This window comes from Collinsella aerofaciens, assembly GCF_039062315.1.
Classification (GTDB): Bacteria; Actinomycetota; Coriobacteriia; order Coriobacteriales; family Coriobacteriaceae; genus Collinsella; species Collinsella aerofaciens_BG.
In genome coordinates this window covers 1-13,235 of record NZ_JBCJBG010000025.1, presented here as the reverse complement: position 1 = coordinate 13,235, position 13,235 = coordinate 1, and the positions used below count along the sequence as shown (strand labels likewise).

Here is a 13,235-nt window from a genome sequence, read left to right as displayed (position 1 = left end):
CTGCTCTACAGTCCTGCGCAAGACGGAAAGCACATTAAGTGCTTTCCTTTGCGTGCGGAACTCGCGACAAACTTAACCCCCGCCCTCAGCCCCGGAAGCCCTCCCTGCCGTCACTTTCTTCAACCAGTTTTGCGGGCGTGCGCCGCTGCGCGGCTAGCCCGCGTGCTCCTCGGCGGGGTTGGTCTTATGGATCTTGTTGAACTTTGACCCTTGGCTTAAAGAAAAACGGGGGATGCATTGTGCATCCCCCGTTTTTGTTGCGGTTAGTCTAGGTCAATAAACTTGGTGCTTATGATCTTGCCGTCTTTTACGAGCATTCTGGCCATGGTGGGGCCTCGGGTGCCTCTGGGGTAGCTGGCGCTGCCCGGGTTGAGGACTAAGCAACGGCCCACTTGGGCTTCTTTGGTTACGTGGGTGTGGCCGTTGATGGCTACGTCTACGGATCCCACCGGAAGGTCTTCGCGGTAGTGGGCTACGGCGAATTTGAGGCCTTCGTAGGTAAAGAGCGCAAGACGGTCTACATCGGGGCCGTAGTCGCGGTAGTAATCGTTGTTGCCCAGTACGGCCCGCACGGGGGCGATGGTGCATAGGTGCTCGTAGTCCATCTCTGACGTGAGGTCGCCAGCGTGGATAATCAGGTCTGCGCCCTCAAGCTCATCCAAGAGCGCAGGCGAAAGATAGCCGTGGGTGTCCGAGATGATGTCGATGCGCTTGGCGCTTGCACTGTTCATGGGATCCCTTCCGCAAAAAACGATTCGGCAGATACATACAAAAAAGGCCCCACGGCTCCGCAGACGATGGGTCTACAGGGCTGCGGGGCAGGTGTACTAGAGGCTCAGGGCCTTTTTGAGCGGTACGACGCGACGGCGCGAAACCGGTACGCGTTCGTCGACGCCCGTAATGCCCAGCTGGATAGCGCCCGAGGGAACCGTCTCGACGTCGGTGACACACGCCAAGTTGACGATATAGCGGCGGTGAACGCGGAAGAAGCCAAAGTCGCAGAGCTTGGCCTCGAACTGTGCCAGCGAGGTCGTGGACAAAAAGCGGTCATCGACCGTATAAATACAGGAGTAATCGTCCTTGGCCATAATAAAGCGAATGTCGTCCACGGGGATGAGGACCTTGCGGCCGCCCTTTTCCACCGGGATGCGCTCGATGGTCACCTTGCTGTCCGTGACAGGCTTGGCGCGTTGCATAACCTTATCGATCGCTCGATCCAGGCGAGCCTCCTCGACCGGCTTCATCAGATAGTCGACGGCATCCACATCAAACGCCTCGACCGCATGATCGCTGTACGCGGTTACGAATACGATCGCCGGCGGATTCTTGAGCTTATGCAGTGCCTCGGCAAGTTGCAGACCCGAAGCGCCAGGCATCGAGATATCGAGGAACACAACATCGACGCGGCTCTCCATAAGCATCTCGATAGCGGAGCGAACGCTCGACGCTTCTGTGATCGTGCCGATCTTGCCCGTCTGCTCGAGCAAGAAGCGAAGTTCCGAACGGGCCGGGGCCTCATCATCCACAATCATCGCACGCAGCATAGGGATAAAACCTTTCGTCAACTAACTACGTCGGGCATCCGCCAACTAGCGTTAAACCCGTAACCTATCATTCTACTCTTGAATGTCGAAGATGCTCTCCGACAAATCGAGATGCAGGAGCACTTTAGCGCCCTTGCCCGGGGCCGATTCGACGCGTGTATAAGAGTGCGGTCCATAAAAGCGATGGATGCGCTCCGAAATATTGTGCATGGCCACACCGGCGCCGCCGCCCTGCGGGGAGCTGGCGTCGGGACGGGCGGAGCGTTCGTCAAACAGTCTGGCAGCGGTGCCTTCGTCCATGCCCACGCCGTTATCGGCGACCACAATCAAAATCGCATCTTCGCCATCCCTGTGGACCGACACGTCGATCCTCAGTGCATCGTCGTCGCCCATACCATGGCGCACGGCATTCTCGACGATTGGCTGGATTACAAATGCCGGCACCAGCGTGTCCTCGACGTCCTCGGACACGTCGAAGGTCGCCAGCACGCGATCCTCGCCAAAGCGCGCCTTCTCAAACGTCAGGTAGCGCTTGGTCTGCGCGACCTCGCGCGACACGGGAATGAGAGAGCCCGAATTGTCGAGCGTGGCGCGATAGAACGAGGAGAACTCGCGCAGCAGCTCGCGGGCGCGCAGCGGGTCGGTACGCGTAAACGACGCGATGGTGTTGAGCGTGTTGAACAGGAAGTGCGGGTTGATCTGCGCTTGCAGGGCACGCACCTCGGCACGGGCCGTGAGCTCCTTTTGCACCTCGAGCTCGTGGATGGCGAGCTGTGTGGACAGGATCTCGGCAAAACCCGAGGCAAGCGCGTACTGAGTGCGGTCGACGGCACGCGGGGTCTTGTAGTAGAACTTGAGCGTGCCGACGGTGCGGTCGCCCACCTTGATAGGAGCGATGATACCGGCAGGAACATGGTTGTGCGAGCCATCCGAGCCCACCACGTCCACCACACGGTTGAACGACTGGACGATACCGTGCTCGATGACGTAGCGCGTGGCAAGTGTGTGGATGGGCGAATCGGGCAGCAGCTTTTCCTCAAACTCGCCCGCGCAGGCCAGCACGTTGCTCTCGTCGGTGATGGCAACCGTCATGGCACGCGTCTCGGGCAAAATGCGCTGGCACACCAGACGTGCCGACTCCTGCGTCAGACCGCCTTTGATGTCCTCGAGCATGGCAGAGGCCACCGAGAGCGTCTCTTCGGTGTACTGCGAACGCACCGAATCGGGATTGAGCGTCAAATAGATAAAAATGCACAGAAAGATGCACAGCAGTGCGCAGGCGACCACGGTCGCGATCGGCTCGATTCCAGTCGCCAGGGCAAAAATAAAGTACACCAGCACGCAAATGGCGCAGACAACGGCGATCACGCGAAAGATTGATATTGAATTATCGCGCTGGGCGCGGCGGTCGATCATTCAGTCCCCTCCAGGATGCTGGTCAGTTGTGCGTCGCGCCAGAGCCCGTCCATGATCTTGGGCCAGAAGCTCTGAAAACGCAGGTAGCTTGCGGCGTTTTGACGCGCGTAGGTCTTGGCCTCGTCAATACCGTGCCGCCAAATGCGCAGGTACCCCTCGTGCTCGCGGGTAAACATGCTGCGAACCATGGCGGTCTTGCGCACGCGGTCGTCGAGCTCGCGCGAAATCCACGGGCCCGGATAGGGCATGAGCGACGCGGCCGTGACGGGAACGAGCTCCTGCTGGTGCGCGGCAAATGTCAGCTTGGCACGCTCGTAGTACCAACGGTACACATCCTGCATAAAGCGCGGCGAGCGCTTCTCGGACTCGGGCGGCAGGTGACGAACAACCCACTCGTTGTCAAACCACACGTCGTAGCCAAACATGCGCATGTTAAAGAGGTAATCTAGGTCCTCGCCTCGGGTGATAAACGGGTCAAACGCCACACGGGTAAAGGCGCGGGCATGAAGCGCCACAAGGCCGCCGCACACGTAGTTTGAACGCGAAATACGGGTGCCCGAGAGCGCCTTTTTCATCCAGCGATTAAACTCGATGCGTTTGGTCCACCAACGATGGCAAATGCCCACCTTGTCTGTGGGCGCCAACGGCGATCCGTCTCGATCGTAAAAGTAACCGCTCTTAACCAAAATCGGCAGGCCTTGACGCGTCTGCTGGCCCAGTGCATAGGTCGCGCGCTTCATAAAGTCGGCATCGATAACGGTCTCGTCGTCATCCAAAAAGACAACGGCATCGTGGCCGAGCACCGCAGCGCAGGCAAGCCCCATATTGCGAATGGCGCCGTATCCGCGCAGGCTCACGCACTCGCCCGAGCCCTTGGGAGCAATCTGCGCCACACGGTCGGCGATATGCGATGCCTGGGTGTTGGTAACCACGGTGACCTTGAGCGTAGGGTGCGCGTCGACGATTTCGTGGACGCGCTTCGACACATCAGCCGTAGCCGAGATGGGGCAGACCACCAAAAGGATAATCCTCGGAATGTCGCGCACCTGCTCGAGCGAGGCCAGGCAGCGGTCGAGCTCGGGATTGGTGGCGTTGAGCTTCGTCGAGTGGTCATAGACGCCGGGAGCGTTTGCATGGGCCTCGTCGTCTGCCCAATATGTTGGAATCACAACCGTGGCGTTCATGCCTTCCCTCCCTGCAACACAAAAACGGGGCGCCGCCAAACACAGGCGACGCCCCGCGACCTAGCTGATTCCATCATACCCACTTGGGCAAATCATTGCTCGCAAGTCGCAATGTTTATTGCGGATAACCCCAAAAGAGTACCGCGGACAGGCCCAATAGCCGCTCGCTCCTATGCGGTCTGCTCTGCCGCCTGAGTCATGCGGGACAGGCGAACCAGCAGCATAAAGCCAACGATCAGCAGCACGCCAATGGAAAGGACGCCCAGCGACGGGTTGCCGGTCAGCGAGGTGACGACCGACACCAGGAAAGTGCCCATGACGCTTGCATAACGACCAAAGATGTCAAAGAAGCCGTAGTACTCGTTGGACTTTTCCTTGGGGATAATGCGGCCAAAGTAGCTACGGCTGAGCGCCTGCACGCCGCCCTGGAACAGGCCGACCATAATGGCAAGCACCCAAAATTCAAAGGCGGTCTTTAGGAAGAACGCGGCGAACAGCACAATGCCCATGTAGGCGGCGACCGCCACCAGGATCATGTTGAGCGTGCCCACGCGTCCGGCGAGCTTGCCGTAGATGATGGCGGACGGAAAGGCCACGAACTGCGTAACGAGCAGCGCCAGCACCAGCTGCGTCGAATCGATGCCCAAGGCCGATCCGTAACTGGTGGCCATGGAAATGACCGTGTGCACACCGTCGATATAGAAGAAGAACGCGATCATGTAGACCAGCACGGTCTTGTTGTGGGCGATCTCGCGCATGGTGTGTCCGACCTCGGAGAACACACCACCCACGATGTGGCCGATGGTGTCCTCGGGACCGCGCTCGCGACCGTACTTTTGCTTATAGGTGCGAATGAGCGGCAGGGTAAAGATGAGCCACCAGGCACCAGTGATGATAAACGACAGACGCGTTGCCAGCATGGTAGGGACGCCAAGAGCGGGGCCACCCATGATGAGCGCCAGGCAGATGACGAACGGCACGGTGGAACCGATGTAGCCCCAGGCATAACCCGAGCTGGACACGGCGTCCATGCGCTCGTCGGTGGTAATGTCGGGCAGCATGGCGTCGTAGAACGTCATAGAAGAGTTAAGGCCGATGGTGCACAGCACGTACACGGTCAAAAATGCCATGGCGGACATTGGGATAGCCTGCGCCAGGCAAAGAACCAGGCCCGTGAGGAAGAAGCCCAAGAAGAACTTAATCTTGTTGCCGGCGTAATCGGCAAGCGCGCCCAGAATGGGCATGAGCATGGCAATGACCAGCGAGGCGATCGTCTGAGCGTTGCCCCAAGCGACCACCAGGTCTGCCGAGGAAGCACCGGTATTGATGGCGTTAAAGTAGATGGGCACCACCGAGGTATTGAGCAACACGAGGGCCGAATTGCCCACATCGTACATAACCCAGTTACGCTCGAGCTTGGTGTATTTCATGGACAGGGCCCCTTCGTATTCGCCCGATATGCAGTTAGTTCATCGTACCCCAATTGCACAGAAGCGCTGGTAAGGATTCGGCAAAGGGGCACGCACGGGTCCTACTCCTCGCGGTCGAACTCCTCGTCGGCGTCGAGTACGCGGCCGCTATAGTTGATATGGCCGGTCACGGCATCCATGTCACCGGTCTCGATAAAGCGGGCAACGGTGAGCTCGTAATCGGTCAGCGCGCGCTCAAAGACCTCGGGGAAGCTCTCGGTCGAGACTTCATCGGTAAAGGGGTTCTTCCATGCCAAGTGGCCCAGGTTGCCGGTACGCTCGGGCAGCTCGGTCGTCACGCGGTGCGCAAGGCCGTCGAGCAGCGAATAATCGTGCACCAAGCCCTCGAGCAGGGCAATCGCGCGCGTCTTGGCCGAACCGGCTGGCTCGATAGTGCGGTAGAGCAGCTGCATGTCCGAGACGGCGCCGGCGTACTCCCCCACCGGGATGTCGATACCGTACACGCGCCCGGCGACGTAGCTCATCAGCACGCCGGCAACGCGATTGATGCGGTCGGTAGTGACGATCTCGCCCGCCGGCGGATAATCCTCGACCGTGGCCCCGTCACGTTTGAGCTGCAGCATCAGCACGTCCAGATCGCTTTCGAGCACGGCGTGAACTTGACTGCCCGAAGCCTCGAGCTCAGGGTCGGACTCAACAATGCCAAACTGCTGCTCGTAGACAAAGGGGTGGGCATTGCGATCGAGCACATAGTGCGACAGCAGGCCCAGCGCAAAGGCGCGACCCAGATTGGCATCGCGCGGCTGTAGGTGCGACACGCCGTCGCGCAGGCACGAGAACTGGCGCGACATGCGCGAGCGGTGCATGACCTGAGCAAGCGACATACAGTCGGAAATGCGCGGCGTGAGCATGTGGAAGAAAAACGGGTCGGGACCTTGGTTTCCCAGGATAAAGGCGATGCGCTCCTCGTCGGACGTAATAACGCCCTGCGGAAGACGGTCGATGCTTTCCTCGCCAAACAGATGATGCGTAATGAGCGCGGGCATAATGATCCTTTCGATTTCATTCGATGTCACCCATTATGCCCACCGCACGGTCATGCCAAACCTGCGGCGGTAAACGATGATATGCAGACTGCCTACGCAAGCCCCAAGTGCGCCTTGACCTCGGCTGCGCGACGACGGGACACAGGCACCGTCGAGGTTACGCGATCGAGCCTGAGCTCCATAAGACCCGTGGAACCGATCTCGACATTATGCACGTCTTCCAAATTGACCAGATAACTGCGGTGGACACGGATAAAGCCCTCGGAGGCCAGGCGCCGCTCGAGCGAGGAAATCGACTCATTGATCAGGTATGTTCCCTCGGCGCAAACGGCGTTGCAAAAATCGGCGCGCGCCTCAAAGTAGCAGACATCCGCCACGGGAATGAACACCTTTTTGCCCCCGCGATCCACCGTCAGGCGCAAAGGCTGGCGCGGAGCATGGACGACACGGCGAGCGCCCAGGGCAGTCTCGATCTTGTCGAGCGCCTTTGACAAGCGGGCATCCTCGACCGGCTTGACGATGTAATCGACAGCATCGAGGTTATAGGCATCGGCCGCATACTCGGCGAATGCCGTCACAAACACCACGACCGGCGGCGTCTTTAGGTTCTGCAGCGTCTCGGCAAGCTCAATTCCCGAGCGACCGGGCATGGTAATGTCTAAAAACAGCACGTCGGGCTTGTTCGACAGAATCGACTCCACGGCTTCGGTGACATTGCCCGCTTCGGCAATCTGTCCCACACGCGTATCCTTTTCCAACAGATAGCGTAGCTCAGCCCTAATGGGAGGCTCGTCATCAACCACCAAGATGTTCCAGCCTTCGGACATATGCGCTTCCCCTCTTTTTCTCTCAATCCAACCGCGTGCTACACCGTTAGCGGCGCCGGCTCATGCGGCTCGCCGTTCAACTCAACGATGACCTGTGTCCCCACGCCCTCCTGGGACTTCACGCGCATGCCAGAATCTTCTCCGTAAAAGAAATGGATGCGCTGAAGCACATTGAAGAGCGCCAGACCGCAACCTCGCTTGATGGAGCCGTCGGCGGTAATGCTCTCGGGCTCCTCTCGGCGATGCTGCTCAAACAGATGCGCGCAGACTTCTTCGTTCATACCGATGCCGTCATCTTCGACGATGATCTCCAAGCCGTCATCGGTCTCAAAAGCCCTAACACGAATAGAAAGCGGCTCGGTCTCGCGCTGCGCATGCTTGATGCAGTTTTCGAGCAGCGGCTGCAAGATAAACGGCGGCACCAGGCTGTCGCGCACCTCAAAGTCGATGTCGACCGAAACGCGCAGACGGCCGTCGCCATACCGGGCCTGCATAAGATTGATATAACGGGTGCCCTGTTCCACCTCGTGCTCGAGCGTGGTGAGCGTATCGGAATCAGAAAGCGTCTGACGATAGTAGTTGGAAAAGTCGATCAGCAGCGATCGCGCCTTGTCGGGCTCGGTTCGAACGAGCGACACAATCGTGCTAATGGTATTGAATAGAAAATGCGGGTCGACCTGCGACTGCAGGGCGCGTAGCTCAACGCGAGCTGTGAGCTCGTCCTGGCGCTCGAGCTCAAAGCTGGCGAGCTGCGTGGAAATGAGATCGGCAAAACCCGAAGCAAGGGCCGTCTGGCGCATATCGATGCTGCTCAGGCGGGGGTAATACAGCTCGAGTGTGCCCACACAATGCCCGCGCACGGTAAGCGGCGCGACAATGCCGGCGCGCAGGCGGGGAAAATAGCCACCCGTCTCATTGGAGGTGTCACGCGAAAACACGCTCTGCTCACCCGTCTCAATCACACTGAGCGTGGTCTTGAGCACTACCGGGGTGCCGGCAGGGCACTTTGCCGAGTCCTCGCCCCAACTTGCCAACACCTGTTTGCCATCGGTAAAGCAGATGGCGGAGGCGATGGTCTCGGATAGGATAATTTTAGAGGCACCCAGGGCCGCTTCGGGCGTAAGGCCGCGCGACGTGTAGGCGAATATTTTTGATGCGATGGCGAGCGTACGGTCGGTTGCGCTCGATGTGAGGTCGTCGGGGACCACAAAGACATATGAGAAAAAGAAGCACAGCATGACCAAGCCGGCAATAACGACAACGCCCGGAACGGGATTGGGATTATCGGTTAAATCCCAGATAAGCAGCAGAATAAGCGCCGGAACGACAACACCGAGCAGGATGGCCTGGACCACATGCTGGGCCGTGCGAAAGACCTTGGTAGAGTTGTAGCTCTTGCCCAGAATCAACCTGTTTAAATCCACCGTCATCCCCTTTTGTCTACCGCACCCATAGCAATAAAGAGGGCCGCAAGCGACCCTCTCCATTGCATTATGCAATCAAAAACTGTGTTTTACACCCAGTCATCGACAAACGGTATCTTAGGCGCTGTATTTGTTGGCCTCGCCAAAGGTGCCAGCCTCGACGATCCAACCGTCCTTCATGATGACGTCCATGTTGTCGGTGTTGAGCACGTGGATGTCGGCGGCGACGTCACCGTTGACGACCAGCAGGTCGGCGCACTTGCCGGCCTCGATGGAACCGGTCTCGTCCTCGATGTGGCACATCTTGGCGCCGTTGAGGGTGGCGCAGGTGATGGTCTCGACCGGGGTGAAGCCGATCTTGTCGACGAACTCGTACATCTCCTCGATGGAGCAGGTGCCGTACGGGGTAACGAAGGAGAAGGAGTCGGAGCCGATCGTCATGACGACGCCACGCTTCTTGGCCTCGCGCAGGCAGTCGTAGTTGCGCTGCAGCTCCTTCTCGACCAGGGTGCCCTCGTACTTGTCGTGCAGCTCGGGGACGTAGACGGGCGGATAGGTGGCGTACCAGGTGGGCAGGAAGGCGATCGTCGGGGTGAAGAAGGTGCCCTGCTCGGCCATGAGGTCCATGGTGCGCTCATCGATATCGAAGCCGTGAATCAGCTGCTCGCAGCCAAAGCGGACGGAATCGTAGGCAGCGGCGTGGTTGTTGTAGCAGTGGCTCCACACGGGGATACCGACCATCTTTGCCTCTTCGACCACGGCCTGGATCTCCTCGGAACAATAGTGCTGGTCGCGACCGGAGTCCCAGCGCCAGATGCCGCCACCGGTAGCCCAGATCTTGATGGCATCGGGGTTCTCGCGCAGGCGACGACGAACGGCCTTGCGCAGATCCCAAGGGCCATCGACCTGGTCGCCCCAGGGGTGGGATTCCTTGTTGAGCTCCTGGGTGCAGTGGTGGGAGTCACCGTGACCGGCAACACGGCAGAAGCCCAGACCGGTGGCCAGAACGCGCGGGCCCTTAAAGACGCCCTTGTCGATGCAGTCGCGAATCTGGATACCAAAGCGGCCGATCTCGCAGACGGTGGTGAGGCCGTGGGTGAGGCAGTCGTAGGCCTGCTTGACGGCGACGGCCTGCTTCTCGAGGAGCGGCTGCATGACCCAATCGGTGTCATCGTCGGTTAGGTTGCCCGAGAAGTGCAGGTGGGTGTCGATCAGGCCGGGAAGGACGGTCTTGCCGGCGGCGTCGATAACCTCAACGCCCTCGGGAAGGTCCTGCATAGCGCCGGCGTACTCGATCTTGCCGTTGTCGTCGACGAGAACGAGGGAGTTCTCGACCGGCTCGGCGCCGGTACCGTCGATGAGCTTACCGCCAACGATTGCATACTTAGTGGACATGGTTCCTCCTTATGGATCCATATAGTGGGCGAGGCCATGTTGGGTTTGGCCTCACAAAGCTACCCAAGTGGTACCGGGTTCGGTGCGCGGGAGAGAGGGTCCCGCGCACCCGATCCGCCCCGGCTAGGCGTTACTTTTTGCGAGAATTGGTGAAAGCCATGAGGGCCAGGCCGATAGCCAACCAGCCGATCACGATGCTCCACTCCACCATGTTGAGGGAGGCGGGGGAGAACGGAATCACGAGCAGGCCGATGATGATGGCGCAGGCAGCGATAGCGAGGCCGATGCCAAACTTGCCGCCGGGCACCTCGTAGGGACGAGGCAGGTCGGGCTCGGTGAAGCGCATGCGCAGGCAGGCGAGGGCGACCATGCCGCAGGAGAAGATGAAGGCGAGAGCCGACACGTTGGTCAGGGGGATGAGCATGTTCTTGCCCAGGAACGGACCGATGACGGTGATAACGCCCAGAACGACGCAGGCAAGCTTGGGAGCGCCGGACTTGGGGTCGACCTCGGCGAATTTCTCGGGCAGTTGGCCCTTGCGGCCCATGGCGAGCATGATGCGGCTCGTGGCGCCGTAGAAGGAGTTCATCGGGCCCATGGGTCCAAGCGTGGCGATGACGAGCATGGCCAGGTACAGGAGCATGTTGATACCCTTGAGGCAGGCAAGCGCGGGAACCGGACTCTTAACAAACTCATGCCAGTCGAGAATGGTGCCGAACGAGTAGATGCAGACCATGTAGAAGCCGCCGGCGGCCAGCAGGGCCAGGGAGATGATCTTGCCGAACTTGTTCCAGTTGAGGCCCTCGGCTGCTTCCTCAGCCTGCTGAGGAATGGTGTCGAAACCGGCGTAGAAGAACGGGGTCAGAACCAGGACCGACACGATGCCGGCGAACAGGCTGGTGCTCTCGGTAGCGGCCTTGCCGCCGCCAGCACCGGCGACCTGGGAGAACACGGGCATGGCGTTGTCCGGCGAGCCGGTGAACAGCGAGACGCCCATGGCGAGCAGCATGCCGCAGAGCAGGGCCTTGGTCAGGAAGGCCTGGAGCTTGGCGGCCGAACTGGCACCGCGGAAGTTGAGGAAGATGACGTAGACTGCAAAGCCGAGCGCAATCAGCGTCGGGAACAGGTAAACGTCGGCGCCCAGGATGGTGTAGAGCTTGACGGCGCGCAGCCACTCAAGGCCGGGCAGGCTGCCGAACATCTCGGACACGAGGGTCGAAATGGCGATGGCCTCCCACGGGCACAGGATGCCGTTACCCAGAGCCAAAAGCCATCCGGTGATGTAGCTCAGCGTACGGCCAAAGCTACGATCGACATACTCGACAATGCCGCCCGAGATGGGGATAGCAGCCGTGAGCTCACCGAAAACAGCTCCGACGGGCACGAGGAAGATTGCACCCAAGAGGAATGCGATCATAGCGGGAACGGGACCGCCGCCCACGACCATCCAGTCGCCGACCTGCAGAACCCAACCGGTACCGATGATGGCACCGAAACCGATGGTGAAGAAGTTCCAGAGCGAAAGCGTTTTCTTCATGCCGCCGTTATCCTCGACTGCAACTTCTGCGTTCTTGTCCGCCATTGTTCCCCTCCTTTCCTTTTTGACGCCCCTTGACGTCACCCCTTGCGCGGTCCGTTTCGCCGCGCACTTTTATTTCCTGGCCTTAAGATACGGCCTTGGCACAGCAGCTCCGCTTGTAGCTCGACCGAAGGCAGAACTGCAAAACGAGCGGCGCCATTTTTGGGACGAACGGCACAGTTTGCAGCCCATTGTTGCCGCCCGCCCGACGGGCGTACGCTCATCGGACGCATATAGAGATGTTTTTGAGGCCGTGTGTTTTGCGCCTTTCGTACCGTTTACCGAGCTTTTGACGCGCAGACCCCTTTGTTGCACATCTTTTTTGTAGGATAGACAGGTTATACATGAGACAAGGCGGTACGAATGGCATACGGATACAACGACGGTGATCAACGGCGACAAAGTGTTCGCCTTGCTGGTCGTACCACTCCGACGCCCAGAAGGGCCACGAGCAGCAATCCGCAACGCCCTCAAGAGCAACCCAGACCTTCGTCTCGGCAGCAGACAAGCAGAACACGGCAGAGCGGCCGTCCGAGTACGGCCACAAGCGCGCAGCAAGATAGCCGCTTGGGCGCGCGCACTCGACAGCGTCAGGCCGAGGTTCCGCAACTGCGCCGCAACGGCGCACGTCAGCCCGGCATCCATATCAACCGCTTCTTTTCGCATCCCCAAGGCGGACGCGACGGCAAGCCTTACCGCTCGACATCGTACGTGAATGCCCCCGCCCTGTCAGCTCGTCGACTTCGCCTCGCACTGTGCTCTATCCTCACCTGTCTGGTCTTTGTGCTTATGAGCTCCTGTATGTCCCACGGCTCGGCCGGCCTCGATCCAACCGCCGAGGATAAGCTGCTCAAGGCCCCGGTCGCGCCCGGCTATTCGTTTGCGTTTTCGACCCCGCGTTCGCAGTGGCAAGCCGGCACCATGCCCCACATCTATCAGATTGACCCGGCATGGTCGGAGCTGCCCTACGCCGGCGGTACCATCCGCCAAAATGCCTGCGGCCCTACCTGCCTTACCATGGTCTACATCTATAAGACCGGTCACACCGATATGACGCCGGTCGATATGTGCGCTCTTTCCGAGGCGGGCAACTATGCCCCCACCGGTGCCACCGAGTGGTCGTTTATGACGAGCGGCGCATGGCAGCTGGGCCTTAACGGAACTGAGCTCCATATCGATCGCAGCTCCATCACCCAGGCGCTGCGCTCGGGCGCACCCATCATCGCATCGGTTCGTCCCGGCACCTTTACCAGCGTTGGACACTATATCGTGCTCTGGGGCATCGACGATGCCGATCAAGTGGGAGTCTACGACCATTACAGTCGAAATTGTCAGCCCGGGACCGTCTCGGGCTACGATTGAGGCGCGCCCAGAACGGGCCGCCGACCGG

At 59.7% G+C, this 13,235-nt stretch carries 11 protein-coding genes; 1 reads left to right on the top strand and 10 read right to left on the bottom strand.

The features are described from left to right. Positions 1-263: 263 nt before the first annotated feature. The 10 genes from ABCP74_RS09105 to ABCP74_RS09060 all read right to left on the bottom strand — a co-directional run bounded on the left by ABCP74_RS09105 (position 264) and on the right by ABCP74_RS09060 (position 11,848). Entirely contained in the window at positions 264-731 is a 468-nt protein-coding gene (locus ABCP74_RS09105; protein ID WP_117821523.1) for a YfcE family phosphodiesterase, read from the bottom strand. 96 nt (positions 732-827) lie between these two features. After that, complete coding sequence (locus tag ABCP74_RS09100; RefSeq protein ID WP_118080682.1) at positions 828-1,544, bottom strand: LytR/AlgR family response regulator transcription factor; 717 nt, start codon at positions 1,542-1,544, stop codon at positions 828-830. Positions 1,545-1,616: 72 nt separating this feature from the next. Beyond that, on the bottom strand, positions 1,617-2,960 hold the full coding sequence (locus ABCP74_RS09095) for a histidine kinase (protein WP_343001629.1): 1,344 nt from the start codon (positions 2,958-2,960) through the stop codon (positions 1,617-1,619). Beyond that, the gene (locus ABCP74_RS09090; protein WP_343001631.1) at positions 2,957-4,144 is read right to left on the bottom strand and encodes a glycosyltransferase; all 1,188 of its coding nucleotides are present in this window, start codon (positions 4,142-4,144) and stop codon (positions 2,957-2,959) included. The genes ABCP74_RS09095 and ABCP74_RS09090 overlap by 4 nt, the downstream gene beginning before the upstream one ends. A 170-nt stretch (positions 4,145-4,314) precedes the next feature. Then, entirely contained in the window at positions 4,315-5,574 is a 1,260-nt protein-coding gene (locus tag ABCP74_RS09085) for an MFS transporter (RefSeq protein WP_343001632.1), read from the bottom strand. Positions 5,575-5,675: 101 nt separating this feature from the next. Next, positions 5,676-6,620: a zinc dependent phospholipase C family protein gene (locus ABCP74_RS09080; protein WP_343001633.1), complete on the bottom strand. Its 945-nt coding sequence runs from the start codon at positions 6,618-6,620 to the stop codon at positions 5,676-5,678. A gap of 92 nt (positions 6,621-6,712) precedes the next feature. Continuing rightward, complete coding sequence (locus ABCP74_RS09075; protein WP_343001634.1) at positions 6,713-7,447, bottom strand: LytR/AlgR family response regulator transcription factor; 735 nt, start codon at positions 7,445-7,447, stop codon at positions 6,713-6,715. A gap of 38 nt (positions 7,448-7,485) precedes the next feature. Then, positions 7,486-8,871 carry a histidine kinase gene (locus ABCP74_RS09070; protein ID WP_343001635.1) on the bottom strand — a complete coding sequence of 462 codons (1,386 nt, stop codon included), beginning with the start codon at positions 8,869-8,871 and terminating at the stop codon, positions 7,486-7,488. Between the two features lie 117 nt (positions 8,872-8,988). Next, positions 8,989-10,266 (bottom strand): metal-dependent hydrolase family protein, encoded by a 1,278-nt coding sequence (locus ABCP74_RS09065; RefSeq protein ID WP_117655955.1) that lies wholly within the window; start codon positions 10,264-10,266, stop codon positions 8,989-8,991. 130 nt (positions 10,267-10,396) lie between these two features. Beyond that, complete coding sequence (locus ABCP74_RS09060) at positions 10,397-11,848, bottom strand: APC family permease (protein WP_118080666.1); 1,452 nt, start codon at positions 11,846-11,848, stop codon at positions 10,397-10,399. A 564-nt stretch (positions 11,849-12,412) separates the two neighbouring features. On the opposite strand from ABCP74_RS09060, the gene ABCP74_RS09055 reads away from it, so the two are divergent. After that, complete coding sequence (locus ABCP74_RS09055; protein ID WP_343001636.1) at positions 12,413-13,207, top strand: C39 family peptidase; 795 nt, start codon at positions 12,413-12,415, stop codon at positions 13,205-13,207. Positions 13,208-13,235 lie beyond the last annotated feature (28 nt).

Bases quoted from the DNA above. Each gene is read 5' to 3' on its own strand.
- ABCP74_RS09105 (WP_117821523.1), bottom strand. From the start codon at position 731: ATGAACAGTGCAAGCGCCAAGCGCATCGACATCATCTCGGACACCCAC.
- ABCP74_RS09100 (WP_118080682.1), bottom strand. From the start codon at position 1,544: ATGCTGCGTGCGATGATTGTGGATGATGAGGCCCCGGCCCGTTCGGAA.
- ABCP74_RS09095 (WP_343001629.1), bottom strand. From the start codon at position 2,960: ATGATCGACCGCCGCGCCCAGCGCGATAATTCAATATCAATCTTTCGC.
- ABCP74_RS09090 (WP_343001631.1), bottom strand. From the start codon at position 4,144: ATGAACGCCACGGTTGTGATTCCAACATATTGGGCAGACGACGAGGCC.
- ABCP74_RS09085 (WP_343001632.1), bottom strand. From the start codon at position 5,574: ATGAAATACACCAAGCTCGAGCGTAACTGGGTTATGTACGATGTGGGC.
- ABCP74_RS09080 (WP_343001633.1), bottom strand. From the start codon at position 6,620: ATGCCCGCGCTCATTACGCATCATCTGTTTGGCGAGGAAAGCATCGAC.
- ABCP74_RS09075 (WP_343001634.1), bottom strand. From the start codon at position 7,447: ATGTCCGAAGGCTGGAACATCTTGGTGGTTGATGACGAGCCTCCCATT.
- ABCP74_RS09065 (WP_117655955.1), bottom strand. From the start codon at position 10,266: ATGTCCACTAAGTATGCAATCGTTGGCGGTAAGCTCATCGACGGTACC.
- ABCP74_RS09060 (WP_118080666.1), bottom strand. From the start codon at position 11,848: ATGGCGGACAAGAACGCAGAAGTTGCAGTCGAGGATAACGGCGGCATG.